We start from the raw sequence: 22222 nt of genomic DNA, 5'->3' as shown, positions 1-22222 counted from the left end.
TTTTATCATGATCTATTAATTTGATAAAAAAGGGCTTTTCGCCCTTTCCTTTTTACTCTGTAATATAAATTATGAGCAAAGCCTTAGTAGTACAACCATAAGAAACTAGTGCTAAAACTCTGTCACTTCCCCCAATTAAACGCCCTAGCAACACCCAGCGCTATTTCATGCAATACCACAAAACCCGCGCCATATAAGGTCGCCCAAACTGGGATGATGATAAAATCGAGGGTTGAGGTGGATGATGAAGCGGCGACTTCTTGATAATTTGTAAGCCAAGGGTAAAAGCTAAAGCAGTATAGAATAACAATTGGGGCGGCAAAGAGTATCAAACGCAGTTTTCTCTGTTTAAAAAACGGCATAAATGAACTGCCTAGCATGAGTAATAACGGCACGAACACGTATATCAACGAGGTAAAATCATTGAGCGTCATGCCTAAACCTATCGTTAGAATCAGCATGAATAAAGCAGTGAAAATGCGGTAGGCGGCTGTAAAATTCATAGTCATTCCTTGTAATTTACCTACAAACACCCTAGCACGCTTAATTATAAATGGCTATTTTATAAACCAATTTGCTTATTGCAGCCGATGCTTTCTACAAAGTATTTGTCATGACTCACAAGTATAAACCCACCTTTAAAGCCCTGTAATGATTGAGCCAAGTGCTGTTTTGATTCTAGGTCGAGATGATTATCGGGCTCATCGAGTAACAAAAATGCGGTGCTTTCAATATTACTGACGATACACATGGCGAGCTTCATTTTCTCGCCACCACTTAAAAGCGCTGCATGTTTAAAAACAGCGTCTTTTCTAAAGCCAATACTGGCAAGTATAGTCCGTGCGGTGCTTTCATCTAGGTTTTTACAGTAAGTCATCACGTTTTCAAGCAGGGTTAGCTCGTTGTTTATTAATGTAAAATGTTGGTCTAAATAATAGAGTGCTTGATTGCAATTTAACTGCCCTGCTTTTACTGGTATGTCGTATGTCAGAGTTTTAAGTAAGGTTGATTTACCAGTGCCATTAGCGCCCGCTACATGAATTTTATCATCACTGAAAACCTGTAAATTTAGCGGCTTTTGTGTTCCGTGTGCTAATACAACGTTCTCCAGGCTAAGTACTTTTTGGTGCTTAGCATCACCTGATTGCGCTAAGTAAAATTGCTGCGCTTTAGTTTGTTCAAGCTGGCTAGAAAGCTCTTGTTTATTACGAGTGAGTTCACCTTCTCGCTTAGCGGTATTTTTACTTTGTGATGATAAATTGGCGCTGGCTTTATCTTTTTTAGCATCAATCAGCACTTTAGGTTGGCTGCCTGATTTTCTGAGGGCTGCGCCCTGGCCTGCACGTTGTTGTGCTTTTTGCTTTTGTAGTTGCTCTGCTGCCTTGAGCTTACTTTGCTGTTTAACAATGTGGTTTAATTTATTTTCAAGGGCAGCAACTTGCTGCTGTTTTTGTATTTGGTATTCAGAGAAATGCATACCATATTGTGTTAAGCCAAGGGTTGTTAGCTCCCAAACTTCATTGGCTTGTTCTAATAATTCTTGATCGTGACTTATTAGTAATAATTGCCCTTTAAAGTTGTGTATTTGCTTTATAAGCCAGCTTTTACCTTTTGCATCTAGGTGGTTTGATGGCTCATCCAGTATTAAAATGTCGGGCTTTATGCAGGTAAATAGTGTCCAAAGTTTTAATTGGCTAAGCTGACCGCCACTTAAATGTTTGCTTAAGGAGTTAGGGGTTTTGTTGTTTATGCAAAGCCTTACAAGTTCTGCATTAAAGCGCTGTGGTAAGTCCCAATTTCCTTCAAGCAAAGTTAAGTTTTGCTCTGTAACTTGCCCTTGGTTTATCGCATGAAGGGCTTTAAACACAGGCTCTAGCCCAATAGCCTCTGCAATTGTTAGGTTATCAATCTGATTCACATCGTTCATTTGCCATAAAAGCCAAGGGCTGAATTACAAACAACCGTACCAGAGCTAGGCTCTCTTTGCTTAGCAAGTATTGACGCTAAGATAGATTTACCACAGCCATTTCTGCCGACTAACGCGGTGACTTTAGCTGTGAGTGAAAAAGAAAGGTCGTTAAATACAACATCGCCATTGCCATGTTGGTAACATAAATTAAAAGCTTGAAGTTGTGGCATAGTGCCTCCTGTATTACAGGGGCATAAGCATTTGATCACACGAGAAGTAACATATTAAAAGTGATAGTGAGCAGCGCCTACTAACCCTGTTGGTCCAAAAAGATAAAAATGAAATTGGATAACAGGTTTAGTTGTTCATGTTGGCGGTAACTCCTAAAAAGTAAGGCTAGATAATAACCACCCAGTGCTCAAATGGCAATGAGTTATGATAGTCTTAAGCTACATACTGCTTAAAGGAATGTATTTTGAATTTAGTTAAAAGCCCTCTTGCCTCGCAAAACCCAATTCAAGTTAAGATGCAAATTAATGAAAGTAAACGTGTATTTGTTATTGGCGATTTAGATGCAGATTTAACTAAATTTGAACAGGCGCTTTGCTCTGTTAATTTTAACCCAAGCGAAGATATCTTGTTTTCATTGGGCGATGTGATTGACCGGGGTGAGCACAGCATTGCGTTACTTGCGCGTTTTAAAGAGTTGGGTGTAAACATGTGTTTAGGTAACCACGAACACATGCTACTTGAATCATTACTTGCAAAGGATAAAGGTTACTACCGTTTATGGGTTGAGAACGGCGGCCGTTGGCACCTAGAAGCAAGCGATGAAGAGCTCGCATTTGCCTGTAAGCAGCTACTTAAATGCCCGCTTTCTTACTATGTTGAATACGGTGCATTAAAAATTGGTTTATCACATACCATCTGTGCTGATTGGGATTGGCAAAACCCTACAACCGACAAACAACAAGCGATTGGCGCATTGCTTTGGGATAGAAGCTTAACCAATGCGAAAAAGCCGGTAATAAATCCAAGTATCGACTTTTCTGTGCATGGCCATAACACCACCCAAAAGCCCTATTGGCTTGGCAATAGCTACCATCTTGATACCAATTATCTCAGCGGTAAGCCCACCATTGTTGAGCTTAAGACGCTGATCAAGTAGTTTTCATCAATGTAAACTTGCCAGTCGTTCGACCGTTTTCTCTTCAAGGTATTTTTTGTAGGTTAACCTTGCATGCCACAGTTGCTCACCGGTTTCTTGAATGTAGATGATAGGGCCGGCAATTTTGCTCGCTAAACTCGTAAGTTTACTATATTCACGCGTATCAATTTTGCCATCGCTGAAGTAGCTTTGTGCGGTATTTAAAAACTGATCGTCTTTATAAATATCGCTATGCCAAATAAGCGAGCGATACATACTAGCGGTTATTTCGGTTGGCTTATCGTTGGAACGAAAGATTTTAACTTCGGTGTAAATTGAATTACCGGTAATTACAATCCCTATTAACGACAGCGTCGTAAGAGTCATCATCCATTTCATGCTCTATTCCTCACAGTTAGGTACTAATTTAACTATAGGAGAGAAAGATGAATGTATGCTGTTTATTTAATCAATTAGGATTGGCAAAACTATTTTCTGGAGACTTAATTATTGTTTTTAGTCCCTAATTTACTGCTTTGGGATAAAACATTAATTTGTGTATTAGGCTAAAAGGCCTAATACACAAGCATCACACTAGTGAAGCGCTGCTGTAAACGGAATATTTTTACAGATTTCGGCTTCTGCGATGAGGATCTCTTCAAGGCGTGTATCAACATCTTGCTTATCGAAATACTCGTAGGCAAGTTCAACGAATAAGTTTTTATGTTTTTCTTCTGATTTAGCAATCGCGACATAAAACTCTTTTTCTTTGCCTGCTGGTAAGGCTTCTGCTACAAGCGAAAAGCGCTCGTGTCCGCGTGCTTCAATAACGCCTGCTACTAATAAACGGTCCATTAAAAATTCATCACGACCATTTCTAAATACCGCACGAATTTGTTTGATGTAAGGATCTTTTTGGTCATTGCCAAGAGATACATCACGTTCCATTAATAGCTTTAAAACTTGCTTAAAGTGAATCATTTCTTCCAGTGCTAAGTCTGTCATGGCTCTAACAAGCTTACGACGGTCAGGATAATGAGAAAGCATAGACATAGCCATACCAGAGGCTTTTTTCTCTGCTGCAGCATGATCTTGTAAAAAGGTATCGAAGTCAGCTAAGACGCCTTCTGTCCATTCAAATGGCGTGTGGTATTTCAATTCAAACATGATAAGGAACAACTAAACTTATAATGGCGGCGATTTTAACGTATTTTACGTGTGATTATAACCAAGAGATTTATCAATTTTACCACTTCGGGTCGATGATACTTTATCGGGGTGTTTTATATCATTCCACGCTGTGACCTTACCGCCTATATTAAGCTGTTTAAAGTTAATTGGCTGCTGAGTGTTTAAAAACTGCTGAAGTAATTGCGAGCTGTTTGGATCAGCTACATCGAGTGTTAATAACTGCTGTTCACGCCCTTTGAAATAGTTTGCCACTTGTTGTTGGTGGCGGTTATAACACGCTGTTAAGTATTCATCAGATTCTAATTCTGCCAAGCTGTAATGGCCAAATACATCGAGGTAGCAGCGCTTTAAATGGATATTAAAGCCACCGTCTGGGCGCATTAAATTAGTGTGCATACGTGCTAATAACTGCCTAATCGAAGGCAGCCATTTAGTTAAATTGCGCTCAAGGTTGATAAAACGGCTATTTGCAAAATGTTTATCAAGTAAGGCGTATTCGCTAAATACCGGAGTATCGGCAATAACGTCTGCGGTTGTAATTGCTTGCTGGGTATAGGCTGTGTGGGCGGTTTTATATCCGAGTTGTAAAAAGCTGTTACAGATACTGGTTGTGCCGGTTCGTGGTAAACCGATTATAAATATTTTAGAGCTCATGGCACCTGATCAAGTGATAACCACAGAGACTTATCATCTACAGGAGTTAACTTAGGTAATTGGTTATTCTTTAATTCTATAATAATTTTGTCATGAAGATGGGCATTTTTAATGAAATCACCATTATATTTAAAAAATAGCTCGTCAAACTCACCACTTTTACGCATAACTTTTAAACCCTCATTCACTGCTTTTGCAATTTCAGGATTATCTTTATTAAAAAAGAAATAAATTGGGCTTTGATATTTCAGCATTAGTTGCGGTAATACAACTAGGTCAATTTTTTTCTCATAAAAATTTTTTTCACTCTCTATTTCAAGCAAAGAACGTGGAAATAACTGCCCTCTACCTTTATCAAGCATAACAAACAGTGACTCAAAATCTTGTGCGGTAGCGACGGTCAAATCGTTATCCCTTAAAATAAAGGTATCTGGCCAGTCCTCACCTTGTATAAAAATAATATTCTTTAAATCTTCTAAGGTTTTTACTTGGCTAAGATAAGGTAATTGTTTCTGTGTTGTGAACATTAACCGCCAACCAAAAAGCCCTTTGAAAATGGGGGTTCTAAGTGGTAACAACCTATTTTCACGATCAATATTAGTCATACTCCAGTTTACGTTTATGCCTGACCCTGTCTCTATTTCTTTAAGAACTCGGTTTTGACCTAACAGCTCAGATGCTGGATCGAGAGTAAATTTATAACCACTTCTTTCAAGAGCGGTACGGAGGAGTATGAGCGGATAAAGTGTTTCTTCATTAAGGTTTGGCATCGTCTTAGGGTAAATCACCCTAAGAGTTTCAGGAGGAGCGTTAATGCTTTTTTTAGCATTGATTGTTTTCACATTAGCCATACTGATACTTGATAAAAGCAGAAGAGATAGTGTGAAAACAACTTTTTGCATATTAGAACACCTGTGTAACTAATAACATCACTGCACTGATCAACATAGTTAAGAAAGTTAGCATCATCCCTAATACACGTAATTTCATCAGATTATCAGCGAGTGCATAACTATGACAAAAACGGCCAGCCAAGAGCATTGCCCCTAAAATATAACAATAATGGCTTGGAAGACCTTGGTACTCTAATAAAAATAGCATAATCAAGGAAAATGGCACATATTCAATAAAATTAGCATGAGCGCGTATTGCCGCTTGTAGGCTAGCATCGCCACCATCGCCAAGTGAAATGCGTTTTGCTTTACGCAGTTTAATTACACGAAAGCTAAGTTGAATGTATAAAATGGCCAAAATGGCAGCAAACGTTGAAACAATCACAGTTTTTCCAATTTTTATTTAAAGTTAGACGCTTAGCACTGTTTATTGCTAGGCTGTTAAGTAAGTAGTTAGGTTAGCTCAGTATGATATTTAATGTCTAACAGTTCTTAAGGAAGTGCATGTTTACGCCAAGAAAAATCGCCGATAACTACCGCGAGATGATCAGTAGTATCGGTTTTTACCCTTCAATGCTCTCTGTGGTGTTTTTAGTATTTGGATTAGTTACCACAGCAGTCGAGTATTCGTCTTTATCAATGGAATTTAAAAAGCTGATTGGCGTGTTACTGGTCGATAGCGAAGAGAACGCCCGAACCATCCTCAGCACACTTGCAGGCAGTATTATCTCATTAACCGTTTTTAGCTTTTCTATGGTTATGGTGGTGCTTAATAGTGCCAGTGCCAGCCTTTCACCGCGTGTGTTACCTGGGCTTATTACCCGTAAGTCACACCAATTAGTGCTAGGGTTTTATCTTGGCAGTATTATCTACACCATTTTAATGCTGATAAACATACGTACCATTGGTGATGGCGACATGGGGATCCCATCGCTCGGTATCTTCTTTTCTTTGGTGTTTGGTTTAATTTCGTTGGGCTTTTTTGTGTTTTTTATTCACTCAATTTCAAAAGCCATTCAGGTCGATAATGTACTAAACGACTTGTTTAAAAATACCAAAAGCGAGCTTAAATGCATAATTGACATGCAACAAGAAAACCCTGTTGAACATTTTCCTGAGTTTGATGACTGGCATAGTGTTAAGAGTAAAACAGAAGGCTACTTTAAGGGCGCTCATACCGACAAATTGTGCGCCTTGTGCCAACAGCACGGTATAAAAATTTATATTTCGGTTAAGCAAGGTTTCTTTACGGTTAAAGGTTATCCGTTTTTAAAGTGTGATACTGACTTATCTGACAAACCTGAGCTAGTAGAGCAATTACTAGACTGCTTTATCTTTTATATCGAAGAATATATTAGCGATCATTACCGCTACGGTATGACGCAAATTTCAGAAATCGCTGTAAAAGCTATGAGCCCGGGTATTAACGATCCCGGTACTGCGGTAAAAGCCATTGATATGTTGAGTATATTGCTCATATTGCGTTTAGACATTTACGATGTGAACTACTCGCTTAAACGATGCGAGAACAATCAACCGCACTTATTTATACACGAAACGTCATTCGATGAATTACTGCATGATAACTTTACGCCAATTCGTAACTACGCAAAAAATGATGCCTATGTAATGGTGAATGTATTAGAGGCCTTTAAAAACATATTGTTTAGGGCATCTGATAACGAAAAAGCAACTGATAGTCTATTTGTTTACTTAGGGGCGATTATTGAAGATGTAGATACGCATATTAGTAATGAGTACGACCGTGAACAAATTACTAATATGCTAAAAGCGATTGCCCGTATTTCAGAGCAACAGGGTGAAAAATTGCTGGCAAGGTTTGCCAGCAAAAAATAACTGAATTTAGTTTTCGATTAGATATACCGCATAGCTGCTTGCGGTAATCGTAAGCTCACCACCGTTGTATGCATCAGGTACATAGTTATCTGGTGCTGCTTCTGCCATAACCATTTTACTGGCACGCATATAAGGTTGGCTACCTGTATCGAGTGGGCTACTTGATGCAGTATAAAGGCCTTTAAGTTCAACCCCATAATCACTGGCAAATTCTTTTGCAGCAGCACGGGCATCTTTAATAGCAAGTTTTTGCGCTTTCTTTTGTAGCTCTTCGTACTTGCTTGATACAAACTGAGTTTGATTAATCTCATTAATACCCGAGTTCACTAGTTGCTGAAGCATTATTGGGTATTTTTTTATATCAGTTAACGTAACAGATAAACTACGCGTTACTCTGTAGCCTACAAAGTTTTGCTTACCTGTTTCGCGGTTATATTCTGTTTGGCGATGAATTGAGATATTAGAGGCATAAATGCCCTTTTCTTCTACACCTTGGCTTTTAGCAAGCTTAATTGCTTTCGCCATGGTTGCATCGGCTTTGTTTTTAGCGGCAATTAAATCTTTATCTACTTCAACAATACCTACTGTCAGTTTAACGTTATCTGGGATTGCTTTAACCGTTGCGTTACCTTGAATATAAATATGTGGCGCATCAGGTGTTGCTTCTGCTAATGCATTAAAACTTAGCGCGGCGGCCATAGCGGTAAAAACTAACTTACGCATAATACTGTTCCTTAATTTAAAACTCCGTTCATTATCACCTTAAAGGGTTAATTCAATATGAACAAGACCCTATTATTCAGATATAAAAAAACAGGCGTTAAAAGCCTGTTTTTTCAATTACTAAATGCGTTATAGCTTAGATACTACGACGCTTGTAGTTACGGTACTCTGGAAGCCAGTAGTTTTTCTCGATTGCTGCCCATAGTGCTTCATCGCTCAGCTCAAGTGCAACACCTTCTTCCATCGCTTTTTTCGCTACTGCAAATGCAATACGTTTACTTAACGATTGGATTTCAGTGAGTGCTGGTAATAAGCTGCCTTTACCAGAGTTTGCACGTGGTGAAGACTCAGCCAGTGTTTCACTTGATATAATTAGCATTGCATCTGTGATGCGAGTTGCTTTAGCAGCAATAACACCTAAACCAATACCCGGGAAAATGTAGCTGTTGTTACATTGTGGGATTGGGAACGTTTGGCCGTTATACTCAACCGGATCAAATGGGCTACCAGAGGCAACAATCGCTTGGCCGTCTGTCCATTCGATTACATCAGAAGGAAGCGCTTCAACTTGCTTAGACGGATTACTTAACGGGAAAATAATCGGTTGTGGGCAAGATGCGTGCATTGCACGAATAACTTGTTCTGTGAATAAACCAGGTTGGCCAGATACACCAATTAGGATGTCTGGTTGTGCACAGTGCATTACATCTAATAACGATGCGTACTCACCACTGTAAGTCCACTCGCTTAAGCCTTCTTTAGATTGGCAAAGTGCTTGTTGGAAGTCACGTAAGCCTTCCATACCTTCAGTAAGTAGACCAAAACGGTCAACCATGAAGATTTGAGAACGCGCTTGTTCATCGCTAATGCCTTCAGCAACCATGGTACTGATAATTTGCTCAGCAATACCACAGCCAGCAGAGCCTGCACCTACAAATACCACTTTTTGCTCAGAAAGCTTCGCACCTTTAACACGACATGCAGCAAGTAAAGAACCTACAGTTACCGCAGCAGTACCTTGAATGTCATCGTTAAAGCTACAGATTTCATCGCGGTAGCGTTTTAGTAATGGCATTGCATTTGGTTGTGCAAAGTCTTCGAACTGAAGTAACACACTTGGCCAACGACGTTTAACGGCTTTAATGAATAGATCTAAGAATTCGTCATACTCTTCTTGAGAAATACGTTTATGACGCGCACCCATGTACATAGGGTCGTTAAGTAGTTTTTCGTTGTTTGTACCAACATCAATCATTACTGGTAACGTATATGCTGGGCTAATACCACCACATGCTGTGTAAAGTGATAATTTACCAATTGGAATACCCATACCACCAATACCTTGGTCACCTAGACCAAGAATACGCTCACCGTCAGTCACAACGATAACTTTTACTTTGCCTTTAGTAGCGTTACGTAAAATATCATCAATTTGGAAACGATCTTCATAAGAGATAAATAGACCACGGGCACTGCGGTAGATGTCTGAGAATTTTTCACAGGCATCACCTACCGTTGGTGTGTAGATAATTGGCATCATTTCTTCAAGATGATCACGCACTAAACGGTAGTAAAGTGTTTCGTTGTTATCTTGAATAGCACGTAGGTAAATGTGCTTGTTTAAATTATCGCTAAAGCTTGAATACTGTTGGTAACAACGCTCAACTTGTTCTTCGATCGTTTCATAACGCGGTGGCAGTAAACCGGCTAAGTTGAAATTTTCCCTTTCTTTTTGTGAAAAAGCACTGCCTTTATTTAATAGTGGCGTTTCAATCAGACCTGGGCCTGAATAAGGAATATAAAGATAATTTGGATCGGTATTTGTAGTCATATTTCCAAGCTTTGATGCGTCATAATTATGACCTGACATTATTACTCTTGAAGGCGAAATTGCAATGACAATTCACCTTGTCAGACCATTGAAGAAAATGAATTTTATGCTCTAAATAGCATAGCAGATAGTATACATGAAAACTCAGCAGCTTTAAGGCTGCTGAGCTTGTTTTTAGTGGCTTTTATCACTTAAAGCGATGCCTTCGCGGCGCGGATCGGCTGCGCCATAAAGTTTACCGTCTTTAACTTCAACAGCATGTAAACCAGAGTTTAAATCTAGGATACGAACTGTGTGTCCGCGGTTAACAAATTCAGCTTCAGCATTGGCAAGTTCAGTGCCCTTTTCTAGGCTTGTGTAATTATTGCGATTAGTAATGCGCGGTAAGTTAATAGCTGTTTGCGCATCTAGGTTCCAATCAAGCACACCTACAACCACTTGAGCTACATAATCAATGATACGGCTACCACCTGGTGAGCCAACCACTAAACGTAAGCTGCCGTCTTTGTTAAACACCATGACTGGCGACATTGAACTACGCGGGCGTTTACCCGCTTCAACGCGATTAGCTAATGGCTTACCATTTTTGGTAGGCGATAAAGCAAAGTCTGTTAGTTGATTGTTTAAAATATACCCGTTCACCATTACTGTTGAACCAAACGCCATTTCGATAGAGCTGGTCATCGAAACCGCATTACCTTGGCTATCAACAATCGATACATGGGTGGTTGATGGTAACTCGTATGCATCATCTTGCGCGTACGCAAGTGAGTTAGGCGGTGTGCCTGCTTCTGCGTGAGCATCTTTTTCAGAAATAAGCTTTGCACGACCTGCAAGGTAGTCTTTATCGAGTAATCCTTGTGTTGGGATTGGCATAAAGTCAGGGTCACCCATATACACGTTGCGATCAGCAAACGCTAAACGCGATGCTTGGGTAAAGTAATGCAATGCTTGAACAGAGTTTGGTTTGAGTTTGGCCATGTCTTTATGTTCAAGTAAGGCTAAAATCTGTAATACAGCTACACCACCACTACTTGGAGGTGCCATTGAGCACACTTCGTATTGGCGATAATCAACACACACAGGTGCACGCTCTTTACTTTTGTAATTAGCTAAGTCTTCAACCGTTAAAGTACCCGGTGCAACTGCTGAGTTTTGCACTGCATGCACAAGCTCTTTGGCGTTTTCACCTTTATAGAAAGCATCAATGCCTTGTTTCGCTATATCTTTATAAAGCGCAGCAAGTTCTGGGTTCTTTTTAACGGTACCTACAGCAAGTGGTTTACCATCAGGGAAAAAGTAGTCACGAATAACAGGTAGCTTAGTAACCCCTGGGTTTAATTCTTTAGCCAATAATTGATGTAAACGCGGCGAAACAATAAAGCCTTTATCAGCCAATTCAATGGCAGGGCCAAACAAGGTTTGCCATTCTAACTTACCGTAACGTTTATGGGCTGTGGCAAAAGCGTCTAAAATACCTGGAACACCAACAGAACGACCACCTACAACGGCTTCAATCCATTTTACGGCTTTACCGTGCTTATCTAAAAATAGTGTTTCATCAGCATTGCTTGGAGCCGTTTCGCGGCCATCAAAGCTGGTTAGGCTTTTGGTTTTGCTGTCGAAGTACATCATAAATGTACCACCACCGATACCCGACGATTGCGGTTCTACCAGTGTCAGTACTAATTGCGTTGCAATGGCTGCATCAACTGCGGAGCCGCCTAGCTCAAGCATTTTTTGGCCAGCTTTTACTGCATAAGGGTTTGCTGCTGCGACCATGTACTTATCGCCTTCAACAACCTGTTTATGAGCAAAGCCTGTAGCAGCTTCAGGTTCGCGAGTTTCAATTTTTGCAGGGGTTGCAAAAATAGCCGTTGAATAAATTAATGAGGTGGACAGAGCTAACAGCGCTTTGGTTTTGAATAACATAAATAAACTTAATCCCGTAGTGTATTTGGCATCTTAAAATTAAACGTGCACAATAGGCGACAATCTCAGATACAACAAAAATAACATGATAAACCTGCCCCTGAAACTAGAATATATTCTGCCGCCATTGTGTTTAGTAATACTAAGTTCCTTATTTGCTACTTTTAACTTAAATGAATATCTCGAATTTAACCGTGAGTTAGTTGCAAATGGTGAATTTTGGCGCATTTTCACTAGTCAATTTGTACACGCAAATTGGCCCCATTTAGGCTTAAATTGTGCCGGAATTTTATTAATTTGGGCGCTACACGCTGAACATACAAGCCCAGCTCGCTATGCGTTTAATATTGCCATTCTTGCATTATGGTGTGGCTTAGGTGTGTGGCTATTTTGCCCAGATATCCAAATTTACACCGGGTTAAGTGCCCTACTGCACGGTGTGATCATTTGGGGTGCAGTTAAAGATGTACAAGCAGGCATGTTTTCAGGCTGGTTATTGTTTGCTGGTACTTGGGCTAAAGTGATTTGGGAGCAAATAGCAGGCCCGAGTGAATCGGTGAGTCAGCTAATCGCCTCTAATGTTGCCATTGACGCCCACTTTATTGGCGCAATTGGCGGCACACTGTTGGCTTTGCCTGTCTTTATAAAAATAATAAAAAAGCGCGGGTAACCTTTCTCACTTTTTACAACTGCTCTTTTAACTCGAAAAAGGAACTTTAAATGAATGAAAATAAAGGACATATTTACCTTCGCATTATACTATTCTGTCTTTACGGGCCTCTATTGGCTGGGCTATTTGGCCAATTGGTAAACTTAAAATTTGTTTCACCAACGTTTATGGCAAGCCTTGATAATATTTATTACATCATAGTATTTTGCTCACTTTGTATTGGGTTTTGTCTGTTGTTAGCAAAATACAGTATCGTTAAAGAATCGTTTAAGAATAAAATTATTGCTCATTTGACCCTTATTCTTAGTATTTTATATTCATGCTTAATGTTCTTTGGTATTGGCTTACTTATATTATTCAACAACATATTTAACTCAAATACTGATTACGTTCACCAAGAACAGGCATTTGAATATCGCACCTTTTATGTCTACACATCAGACCCTGGAGCTTTTGGAACTGCTCACCATTATGTGTATTTAAAGTGTCCTGTTTCGTTTAATCGCTATGAATTGGAGTTAATAGCCAATCTATCATGGATGAGAGACTATAAAATGAGTTTAGAGGGTGATAATTTAATTTTTGAAAACGACTCAGAGCAAAGCAAGACTGTACTCGATGTGAGTGAATTTCATTGCAAATAACCCTTTATAGATAAATTCTATTACAAACAAAAACAGCCACTTAAAGTGGCTGTTTTTCATTTACGCTTATTAATTAAAGCGTTTCTTTAAATAGCTTATGAATACGGCGGTATTCATCTAACCAGCTTGATGGTTGTACAAAACCATGTGGTTCAACTGGGAAGATCGCTGTTTCAAAGTTTTCTTTTTCTAGCTCAATTAAGCGCTGTACTAAGCGTACTGAGTCTTGGAAGAATACATTGTCATCAACCATAGGCGCATTAATTAATAAATGACTCTTAAGACCTTCAGCAAAGTAAATTGGTGAGCTCTTTTCATAGGCAATTGGGTCAACATCTGGGTGGTTTAAGATGTTAGACGTATAAGGACCATTGTAGTGAGCCCAATCAGTTACCGGACGAAGTGCAGCACCTGCTTTGAATAAATCAGGTTGTGTGAATAGCGCCATAAACGTCATGAAACCACCGTAAGAACCACCATAAGTGCCTACAGCTTGTGTATCTACGTTTGCGTTGTCTGCCATCCAGCTTACGCCATCTGCTAAATCTTGGATCTCAGGTGTACCCATTTGACGGTAAATAGCTGTACGCCAATCACGGCCGTAACCTTTCGATGCACGGTAGTCCATGTCCATTACTACGTAGCCTTCTGAAGCCAATAGTGAGTGGAACATAAACTCACGGAAGTAACCAGACCAACCCATGTGTGAGTTTTGTAGGTAACCAGCGCCGTGGTTAAAGATAACCGCTTTACGGTTTTTACCTGTTTCACCTTCTTTATAATCAGCTGGGTAATATACTTTTGCATAAATTGGCTGATCAGTGTGGCTTGAAGGTACAGCAACAATCTTAGGTGCAATTAGTTTTTTCGCTAAGAACTCGTCAGATACTGTGTGCGTTAACTGAGTTGCTTGGGTATTTGCTTTTGCATCAGCAACATAAAGCTCAGGCGGCGACATAATTTTTGAATGAGTTAGCAATAGTTTGCTTTCATCTGGGCTTAACTGATAATCAGTCATACCATCAAGGTTGGTTACTTGCTCAGACTCACCGGTTGCAGGGTTTACACGATAGATTTCGTAAAGACCTGGGTGCTCAACGTTTGCTTTGTAGTAAATCGCTGAGTTATCAGCCGTTAACGTTAAGTTAGAAACAACAAATTGGCCTTTAGTAAGCTGCGTTGCTTTACCATTAAGTGGCTTTTTGTAAATGTGGCTGTAACCAGACTCTTCAGATAAATAGTAAAGTGTGTCTGAGTTGTTCAACCAACCAAAATCATTGTATGCATAGTTTACCCATGCATCGTCGTGTAAGCGGTGCTGCGAAACAAGTTTGTTGTTTTGTGTATCAACAGTGGCTAACCAACGGTCTTTGTTGTCCCATGCTTCAAGCATAAGAGCCACTTTTGAACCATCTGTGTTCCATTGGATTGCACTTTGGTCCCAGCCCCAATCCATCATTAAGTTGATGGCACGTGGTGCTTTTTCAGACTTATAAGTTTTGCCATCACGAGCGTAGTTTTCTTTCTTAACTGCTGCAAGTACGTCTTCATCAAAACCTGGTAAGGTATCGAATGCAAGGGTTGTTTGCTCGCCTGATTTAAGGTCAATGTAAACAACGTCTGAGCTGATTGGTTTTTCATCAGCAACACGACGGCGTACTTTTTCTGCTTTTACGCGTGCATCATCGGCAATGTAATTAGGCATTATATCGCCTTCATCACGCCATGAACGGCTTTCTGTGGTTACTGCAACAAGGGCTTGGCCATTTGGTGAAAGCTGTACATCGGCTAAACGCTTACCTTTACCTAAATAAAATTGTGCGTTAGCAATGCTATCGTTTTGCTCGTTAATTTGTGCTTTACGCTCTTCACGATCTTTTTTGTTTTTGTGCGTCAGCGCAATGTAATCAATTAGTTTGTGCTGCTCTTTTGCAATGTAAGTGTCTGGCTCTTGTACACCTTTAGGTGCATCGTCTAGGTGTAAGTTAACTAATTCAACTTGACGACCCGTTGCTAAATCAACTTTATAAAATGCATTACCTTGGCGATATGCAAGGCTACCATCAGTTAAAAACTGTGGTTTTGATTGCTGTGCGCTGTCGTGAGTGATTTGTGTAATTTGACCAGTGCTTAGGTTTTTAACGAAGATATTACCTTCAAATGCATAAGCCTGTTGCTTTTTATCTGCAGAATAAACGGCATTTTTAGCGCCTACAGTGTGTAGTTTGTTTAACGCTAATTGTGATGCAGATTGGCTATTTACCGCTTGAACGTATAAATCGCGTAACTCATTGCCTTGTTGCTTTTGTGCATAAACGATGCTGTTAGAATCACCATTCCAGAAAGCACGCTCAGGCTGACGGCCTAACCAATCAGGGTGAGCCATTGCTTGCTCTAACGTGATTTCAGCTGAACCTGTATCAGCAGGAGTAACAACAACTGGTGCTACATTGGTAACTTGTTCTTCAGAAGGCGTTGAGGCGGTTGATTGACAACCTGCTAGCATGAAGCTAGATGCGACTGCGAGAGCCACTAACGTTTTATTAGCAGTGGTTTTGAATTTCATAGTGCTTCTTACGGGTTATTATAATTCGCCCTATTTAAGCAGAAGCACTTATGAAATAGCAATTTTTATAGGATAAACAGCCAAAGATTTCCGTTTAATAACAGCTTATTTTAAGCTGATATCAAGCCATACCATACGGTGATCAGATGATGCGTTACGATCTTTAATTAAACGGAACAGTTCAGAGCTTTTCTGTGGCCAAAAAACTCCACCATCGTTTATCTCAATACCATAATTTGATGGTAAAACGTAATCAGCACGAGCTTGCCAATAAGCGGTATAGTTTTTAGCGTAAGCTTCTTTATACGACTCTTTAGCGCCTTTGCTTGTTGGCGTAAAAGAAGTATTCACTAATGGATTTTTTAAAATTTGGTCTGTGGTTTTCGGGCGTGCTTTACCCCCTTCTGGCGCAGCATTTAAATCACCTACAATAACAAAGCGGCTTTTCGCTTTTAAGCCACCTTTTTGGCCTTTATCATCGTAAATGTAGTTAGCATTGTTAATGTAATCAGCAACTAGGCGTACTTCATCGTGGTTACGCTTACCGTTACGGTCTTCGTCACCATCAAAAACAGGCGGCGTTGGGTGCGATGCAAGCAAATGAAACGTTTTGCCTTTTACATCTATTGGTAAATCCCAAAAAGACTTAGAGCTTAGGTGAATTGCTTGCCACTCTTCAGCTGAATACCAGTCTTTACCTGTTTTAGGGTCAATAGGCATTTGTGCATTTGGCATATCTTTGTATTTGAATGTTTGTAATGTACGCGCTTTATCTAAATCGATTGGGTAGCGCGACAATACGGCCATTGCATAATGCCCCTCAAAGAAGCCAAAGCCGTGTGCGTCACCTTTGTAATGCCCCTTTACACCATCGTTGTCTAGGTCAAACTCAGTAGGTAAACCAGTGTTAACAGGTGCAATAAAGTAATACGGGTAATCGATGGCAACTTGCTTATTTTGCGATACTTGCAGGTAGTTTTTACGAAATACGTTAATGCCTTTGTCGGCATCAATATAATCAAACTCATTGAGTAAAATTACATCAGGTCTTACGCGCTGAATAATTTCGGCAATATTGCGAATTTGCTGGTGGTTGCTCGCTAATGCTTTGCTTAAAGCGTCTTTATCTATTGCTTCGCCTTTTTTAGCATAGTTGGTTGCATCCATACTCACGTTAAAGGTAGCAACACGTAAATCAGCAGCCGATACATTGTTTGCAAATAAGCCTACAGCCACTGCTATTGAAGAAGTTAATAAAGCGTTTTTCATGAAATAAATCCGTCTACTATAAGTAGTAAAATAATACTGCTGACAATGATCCATAAGATCATCGCCATGATAAAAGGTTTAATGCCCGCTTGTTTTAAGACTGAAATAGATAAACCACTACCAATCAAAAATAAGGTCATTACTAACACTTGTTTAGCACCAACATTGAGTGCATGCCACAGTGTTTGATACTCAGGAAAGCTCGAATTAATCAGCGCCGCCGCTAAAAAACCAAATATAAACAACGGGATACTTGCTTTTTCATCTGATTTCCAAAACACACCCGCAATACTTGTATAAGGGATTATCCACATCGCTCTAGTAAGTTTAATGGTTGTGGCAATAGCAAGCGCTGATGCGCCATACGCAGCGGAAGCCCCCACTACACTACTTGTGTCGTGAATCGCAAGTGCAGCCCAAACACCGAATTGTTGCTCAGTCAGGCCAAAGTAATGGCCAATCATCGGAAACAACACTAAGCCAAGGGCATTTAATAAAAACACCACAGCGAGTGATATAGCTACTTCGTGATCTTTGGCCTTTATAACCGGCGCCATTGCAGCAATTGCGCTACCACCACAAATGGCAGTACCAAATGAAATAAGTACACCGGTGTTTTTATTTAACTTAAATAACTGAGATAAAATTTCACCAAGGCCAATAATAGCGGTAATACTGACAATAGTAAGCACAATAGAGCTACGCCCTACTTCTATTACTTGATTAAAGTCAACAGCAAAACCTAAGCCAATTACCGCCAACTTTAGCATCCATTTACTTATTTTTTGTGACTGTGCTGCAAATGGATTACCCAATATCATTGCAAATAAAGCACCTACTACAAGTGCCGTAGCAGAACCAACAAATGGTAATGCTGATACTAAAAATAGCGCAATAAATAGAAACTGCTTTGGGCGTTCGGCTATCACAACGGTGCTCTGATAAGTTTATTGGTTAGCTTATGCACCACAGGTGCAACAAAAATAACGGTAGGAAATGCCACACAAAATGCAAAAGCCCATGCTTTAAGCCAAATGGTTGCAATGTTATCGATTAAACCAACGTTAAAGATGCTGATCACTAAAGACATAAATCCAGACATAAACAGCGCCATAAAGAACGCAAATACGACTGTTCTAAATCGAGGATGTAACATAACGAACTAATATTAATAATAAAAATATTAGTCTATAGCAAGATGTTCCTGACGCAAGTGCTTTGAGACAAGAGGTACAAAATTAGCGAAGTTTGTGGATATATAATAGCGATTAAAAAGCCGAGATAAACTCGGCTTTTAAGAATTTAAACTGATTAGTTTAAAATAAGTTGAGTGCTGGTAGCTGCTACACCTGGGTAGTCTTGCTCTGGCAGAATTTCAGCCAGTGCCGCTAAACGCTCACCTAATTGGTGAAGGTTATCGGCCGATACATTGATATGACCCATCTTACGACCCGGTTTAGCCGTTTTACCATACCAGTGACTAGTAACGTCTTGCGTTGCGAGTACTGAATGTGGGATTGAAGGCTGACCTAATACGTTGATCATAGCAGTAGGACGAAGACACTCTGTACTACCTAATGGTAGGCCTGCAACAGCGCGCATGTGGTTTTCGAACTGTGAGCAATGTGTACCCTGCTGTGTCCAGTGACCTGAGTTATGAACGCGTGGTGCAATTTCGTTTACTAATAACGTACCTTGTACATCAAAAAACTCAATTGCTAATACACCTACATAATCAAGTTCTTGCGCTAACTTGTTAAATGCCAGCTCTGCTTGTTCTTGAATTGCTGCTTTTTCTTTACCCGCAACTGAAAGCGTAAGTACACCATTGGTGTGTTGGTTTTCAGTCAATGGATAAATAACGGTGTTACCCGCTTTGTCGCGTGCACCAATGATAGATACTTCACGGTCAAATGGGATCATCTTTTCAGCGATAATAGAATGCGGCGCACTTTCAGTGCCTGATGCTATAAAATCTGCCATTTCTGACCAGATTTGGTCAATTTGATCATCAGACTTTAAGCGCCACTGACCTTTACCATCGTAACCTGCTTGGCAAGTTTTGATCACAAGCGGCTTGCCTAAACGCTCTACGGCAGCAATAAGGTGTGCTTTTTCTGTAATTAATTGGTAAGGCGCGCATTCAACACTTGTTTTATCAAGTAATGCTTTTTCAAGTGCGCGGTCGCCACCTGTTTTAATTGCCGCTTTACCCGGATAAAACTTATTGCTTTGACAACATAGTGTAAGTACATCATCAGGAATGTGTTCAAACTCTGCTGTTATCGCGTCTGCGTTATCAATAGCTTGTTGTAATGTGCTGTTATGAACTTCACCAGTTAATGGATGAATGATTTTTTCACTACCCACATCGTAGGCAACAACATTTAAATCAAGAGGTGCACCCGCTAAGCTCATCATGCGAGCTAACTGACCTGCACCTAAAATTAGAATATTCATATTACTCTGCAGGATTAGGGTTAGCTAAGATAGTGTCTGTTTGTTCTTTACGGAAAGCTTCTACTTTTGCGAAGATTTCAGGCTGTTGGCAACCTAAAATTTGTGCCGCTAAAAGGCCAGCATTTGCAGCGCCTGCTTCACCAATAGCAAGAGTACCTACCGCAACACCTTTAGGCATTTGGCAAATAGATAATAATGAATCAACACCATTAAGTGTTTTAGACTTAACTGGTACACCTAAAACTGGCAGTGATGTAAACGCCGCAGCCATACCTGGTAGGTGCGCAGCACCACCGGCGCCTGCGATAATAATTTTAATGCCGCGCTCTGCAGCTGAACTTGCATAGTCAGCAAGTAATTGAGGGGTACGGTGAGCAGAAACAACTTTAGTTTCGTATTCAATGCCGAATTTTTCTAGCATTAACGCCGCATGTTCCATCGTTGGCCAGTCTGATTTGGAACCCATAATAATGCCAACAGTCATAAATACACCTCAGTTAAATAGTTTTCTAAAAAGCGGACTTTTGTCCTTATTTTGTGGCGGGTATTATATACCTAACTCACATCAAGATGCGAGTTTCAGTTGGAATTAAAAGCGATTTTGCAAGGCGTTGATGTAAATAATAGAGGTTCTATTGTTAAAATCGATAACGCAGTATAAATCGCTCTTAGACCACATCAAGATGCGACTCTAGAAGCACAAAAAAGCCATGACAGCATGGCTTTTAATCACTCATCAGCTAATTAAGCTTCTTTGCTTGCTAGGTACTCAGTGTATGTACCTTTAAAGTCGATAACTTTACCGTCTTTGATTTCCCAAATACGGTTTGCAAGTGATGATACAAATTGTCTATCGTGAGATACGAACAATAATGTCCCTTCGTATGCTTCAAGTGCTAAGTTAAGCGCTTCGATAGATTCCATATCCATGTGGTTGGTTGGCTCATCCATTAATAAGATGTTTGGTTTATGCATCATAATTTTGCCAAACAGCATACGGCCTTGCTCACCACCTGAAATCACTTTTACTGACTTTTTGATATCGTTCTGTGAAAACAGCATACGACCTAAGAAACTACGAACAACTTGTTCGTCGTCACCTTCTTGTTGCCATTGTTCCATCCACTCAAATAAGTTCATGTCTTGTTCGAACTCGTCAGCATGGTCCTGTGCGTAATAACCGATATTAGCGTTATCAGACCATTTAAATTCACCTTGTTTCGGTGCTAAACGACCAGCAAGAGTATTTAATAGTGTGGTTTTACCAACACCGTTCTCACCGATAATTGCAATGCGCTCGCCTACTTCAACCAGGCCTTCAAGGCCACTGAATAACGTTTCTTCAAAGCCTTGTGTTAAATTTGTTAGCTCTAAGGCATTACGGAATAATTGCTTTTCTTGCTCAAAACGAATAAACGGGCTTTGACGCGAAGAAGCTTTAACTTCTTCAAGCTGAATTTTATCGATTTGTTTAGCACGTGATGTTGCTTGTTTCGCTTTTGAAGCATTCGCAGAGAAGCGCGATACGAACTGTTGAAGTTCGGCAATTTGGCTCTTCTTTTTCGCGTTTTCGCTTAGTAGACGCTCACGAGCTTGCGTTGCAGCAAACATGTACTCATCATAATTACCAGGGTAAATACGAAGCTCGCCGTAATCGATGTCAGCCATGTGTGTACATACTGAGTTTAAGAAGTGACGGTCGTGCGAAATGATGATCATGGTACAGTCGCGCTGGTTTAGCACGTCTTCTAGCCACTTGATGGTGTAAATGTCCAAGTTATTGGTAGGCTCATCGAGTAGCATGATATCTGGATCAGAAAACAGCACCTGCGCAAGTAACACACGCAGTTTAAAACCCGGCGCGATTTCTGACATAGGGCCGTAGTGTTGCTCTGTGCCAATACCTACACCAATTAGTAACTCACCCGCTTTAGCTTCTGCTGAGTAACCATCCATTTCGGCAAATTCAGTTTCTAGGTCTGCTACACGCATACCGTCTTCTTCGCTCATCTCAGGTAAGCTGTAAATACGGTCACGTTCTTTTTTTACTTCCCACAGCTCTTTATGACCCATGATCACTGTGTCGATTACAGAAAACTCTTCGTAAGCAAACTGGTCTTGGTTTAGTTTAGCAATACGCTCGTTTGGATCTGTGCTGACATTGCCTGAAGATGGCTCTAGTTCACCACTTAGGATTTTCATGAAGGTTGATTTACCACAGCCATTCGCACCGATTAAACCGTAACGGTTACCATCGCCAAATTTTGCTGAGATATTTTCGAATAAAGGTTTAGCACCAAATTGCATGGTGATATTAGCTGTACTTATGATAACGGTACCCTCCAGCGGGTAAAAAGTAAAAACGAAACTGCGTGCAATTTTAAACTAAAGCCGCTTGGCACGCCATGAAAGTTTAATTAAATACACAGGCTAATTTTACAAGATCAACACTTACGACTACCTTTAGTGAGCGCGC

General features: G+C 40.2%; 22 protein-coding genes. 4 read left to right on the top strand and 18 right to left on the bottom strand.

Annotated elements, in window-relative coordinates; genetic code table 11:
- Window positions 1-122: 122 nt before the first annotated feature.
- From AOG26_RS04915 to AOG26_RS04905, 3 genes are read right to left on the bottom strand one after another with little or no spacing between them, the layout of a single operon-like run.
- A complete protein-coding gene (locus tag AOG26_RS04915; protein ID WP_054561472.1) occupies window positions 123-503 on the bottom strand; it encodes a hypothetical protein in 381 nt (126 codons plus the stop codon).
- A 59-nt stretch (window positions 504-562) separates the two neighbouring features.
- Window positions 563-1927, bottom strand: coding sequence for an ATP-binding cassette domain-containing protein (locus AOG26_RS04910; protein ID WP_054561471.1), 1365 nt, complete (start codon window positions 1925-1927; stop codon window positions 563-565).
- Window positions 1924-2139 carry an ATP-binding cassette domain-containing protein gene (locus AOG26_RS04905; protein WP_054561470.1) on the bottom strand — a complete coding sequence of 72 codons (216 nt, stop codon included), beginning with the start codon at window positions 2137-2139 and terminating at the stop codon, window positions 1924-1926. The genes AOG26_RS04910 and AOG26_RS04905 overlap by 4 nt, the downstream gene beginning before the upstream one ends.
- A gap of 245 nt (window positions 2140-2384) precedes the next feature.
- Between AOG26_RS04905 and AOG26_RS04900 the strand changes: the two genes are divergently transcribed.
- Entirely contained in the window at window positions 2385-3077 is a 693-nt protein-coding gene (locus tag AOG26_RS04900; protein WP_082401563.1) for a metallophosphoesterase, read from the top strand.
- 6 nt (window positions 3078-3083) lie between these two features.
- On the opposite strand, the gene AOG26_RS04895 is transcribed toward AOG26_RS04900, so the two are convergent.
- The 5 genes from AOG26_RS04895 to AOG26_RS04875 all read right to left on the bottom strand — a co-directional run bounded on the left by AOG26_RS04895 (window position 3084) and on the right by AOG26_RS04875 (window position 6179).
- Window positions 3084-3455, bottom strand: a complete 372-nt coding sequence (locus AOG26_RS04895; protein ID WP_054561469.1) for a hypothetical protein — start codon at window positions 3453-3455, stop codon at window positions 3084-3086.
- A 195-nt stretch (window positions 3456-3650) separates the two neighbouring features.
- Window positions 3651-4223: a tRNA-(ms[2]io[6]A)-hydroxylase gene (locus AOG26_RS04890; protein WP_054561468.1), complete on the bottom strand. Its 573-nt coding sequence runs from the start codon at window positions 4221-4223 to the stop codon at window positions 3651-3653.
- Between the two features lie 45 nt (window positions 4224-4268).
- A complete protein-coding gene (locus tag AOG26_RS04885) occupies window positions 4269-4901 on the bottom strand; it encodes a sulfotransferase (protein ID WP_054561467.1) in 633 nt (210 codons plus the stop codon).
- The gene (locus tag AOG26_RS04880; RefSeq protein WP_054561466.1) at window positions 4898-5803 is read right to left on the bottom strand and encodes a substrate-binding periplasmic protein; all 906 of its coding nucleotides are present in this window, start codon (window positions 5801-5803) and stop codon (window positions 4898-4900) included. Before AOG26_RS04880 ends, AOG26_RS04885 begins: the two co-directional genes overlap by 4 nt.
- A 1-nt stretch (window position 5804) precedes the next feature.
- Window positions 5805-6179, bottom strand: coding sequence for an MAPEG family protein (locus AOG26_RS04875; RefSeq protein ID WP_054561465.1), 375 nt, complete (start codon window positions 6177-6179; stop codon window positions 5805-5807).
- Window positions 6180-6298: 119 nt separating this feature from the next.
- Here AOG26_RS04875 and AOG26_RS04870 point away from each other — a divergent pair, with 119 nt between their 5' ends.
- Window positions 6299-7651 (top strand): DUF2254 domain-containing protein, encoded by a 1353-nt coding sequence (locus tag AOG26_RS04870; protein ID WP_054561464.1) that lies wholly within the window; start codon window positions 6299-6301, stop codon window positions 7649-7651.
- Window positions 7652-7657: 6 nt separating this feature from the next.
- Here AOG26_RS04870 and AOG26_RS04865 read toward each other — a convergent pair whose 3' ends face one another.
- The 3 genes from AOG26_RS04865 to ggt form a co-directional block, all read right to left on the bottom strand.
- A complete protein-coding gene (locus AOG26_RS04865; protein ID WP_054561463.1) occupies window positions 7658-8374 on the bottom strand; it encodes an SIMPL domain-containing protein in 717 nt (238 codons plus the stop codon).
- A 136-nt stretch (window positions 8375-8510) separates the two neighbouring features.
- Window positions 8511-10205, bottom strand: a complete 1695-nt coding sequence (locus AOG26_RS04860) for an NAD-dependent malic enzyme (RefSeq protein ID WP_054561996.1) — start codon at window positions 10203-10205, stop codon at window positions 8511-8513.
- A gap of 174 nt (window positions 10206-10379) precedes the next feature.
- A complete protein-coding gene (ggt, locus tag AOG26_RS04855) occupies window positions 10380-12137 on the bottom strand; it encodes a gamma-glutamyltransferase (RefSeq protein ID WP_054561462.1) in 1758 nt (585 codons plus the stop codon).
- Between the two features lie 85 nt (window positions 12138-12222).
- On the opposite strand from ggt, the gene rrtA reads away from it, so the two are divergent.
- Window positions 12223-12807, top strand: a complete 585-nt coding sequence (gene rrtA / locus AOG26_RS04850) for a rhombosortase (protein ID WP_054561461.1) — start codon at window positions 12223-12225, stop codon at window positions 12805-12807.
- A gap of 50 nt (window positions 12808-12857) precedes the next feature.
- Window positions 12858-13451, top strand: a complete 594-nt coding sequence (locus tag AOG26_RS04845; RefSeq protein WP_054561460.1) for a hypothetical protein — start codon at window positions 12858-12860, stop codon at window positions 13449-13451.
- A 73-nt stretch (window positions 13452-13524) separates the two neighbouring features.
- Here AOG26_RS04845 and AOG26_RS04840 read toward each other — a convergent pair whose 3' ends face one another.
- From AOG26_RS04840 to AOG26_RS04810, 7 genes are all read right to left on the bottom strand, one after another.
- The gene (locus tag AOG26_RS04840) at window positions 13525-16017 is read right to left on the bottom strand and encodes a prolyl oligopeptidase family serine peptidase (protein WP_054561459.1); all 2493 of its coding nucleotides are present in this window, start codon (window positions 16015-16017) and stop codon (window positions 13525-13527) included.
- Between the two features lie 105 nt (window positions 16018-16122).
- Window positions 16123-17286 (bottom strand): endonuclease/exonuclease/phosphatase family protein, encoded by a 1164-nt coding sequence (locus tag AOG26_RS04835; protein WP_054561458.1) that lies wholly within the window; start codon window positions 17284-17286, stop codon window positions 16123-16125.
- Entirely contained in the window at window positions 17283-18215 is a 933-nt protein-coding gene (locus tag AOG26_RS04830) for a YeiH family protein (protein WP_054561457.1), read from the bottom strand. The genes AOG26_RS04835 and AOG26_RS04830 overlap by 4 nt, the downstream gene beginning before the upstream one ends.
- Window positions 18212-18400, bottom strand: coding sequence for a DUF2798 domain-containing protein (locus tag AOG26_RS04825; protein ID WP_228482543.1), 189 nt, complete (start codon window positions 18398-18400; stop codon window positions 18212-18214). Before AOG26_RS04825 ends, AOG26_RS04830 begins: the two co-directional genes overlap by 4 nt.
- Window positions 18401-18597: 197 nt before the next feature.
- Window positions 18598-19746, bottom strand: a complete 1149-nt coding sequence (locus tag AOG26_RS04820; protein ID WP_054561455.1) for a 5-(carboxyamino)imidazole ribonucleotide synthase — start codon at window positions 19744-19746, stop codon at window positions 18598-18600.
- A 1-nt stretch (window position 19747) separates the two neighbouring features.
- Window positions 19748-20230: a 5-(carboxyamino)imidazole ribonucleotide mutase gene (gene purE, locus AOG26_RS04815; RefSeq protein ID WP_054561454.1), complete on the bottom strand. Its 483-nt coding sequence runs from the start codon at window positions 20228-20230 to the stop codon at window positions 19748-19750.
- 260 nt (window positions 20231-20490) lie between these two features.
- Window positions 20491-22077 (bottom strand): ABC-F family ATPase, encoded by a 1587-nt coding sequence (locus tag AOG26_RS04810; RefSeq protein WP_082401562.1) that lies wholly within the window; start codon window positions 22075-22077, stop codon window positions 20491-20493.
- Window positions 22078-22222: the final 145 nt, after the last annotated feature.

Source organism: Pseudoalteromonas sp. UCD-33C (assembly GCF_001306895.1).
GTDB lineage: Bacteria > Pseudomonadota > Gammaproteobacteria > Enterobacterales > Alteromonadaceae > Pseudoalteromonas.
This window is presented reverse-complemented; position numbering and strand designations above follow the sequence as displayed.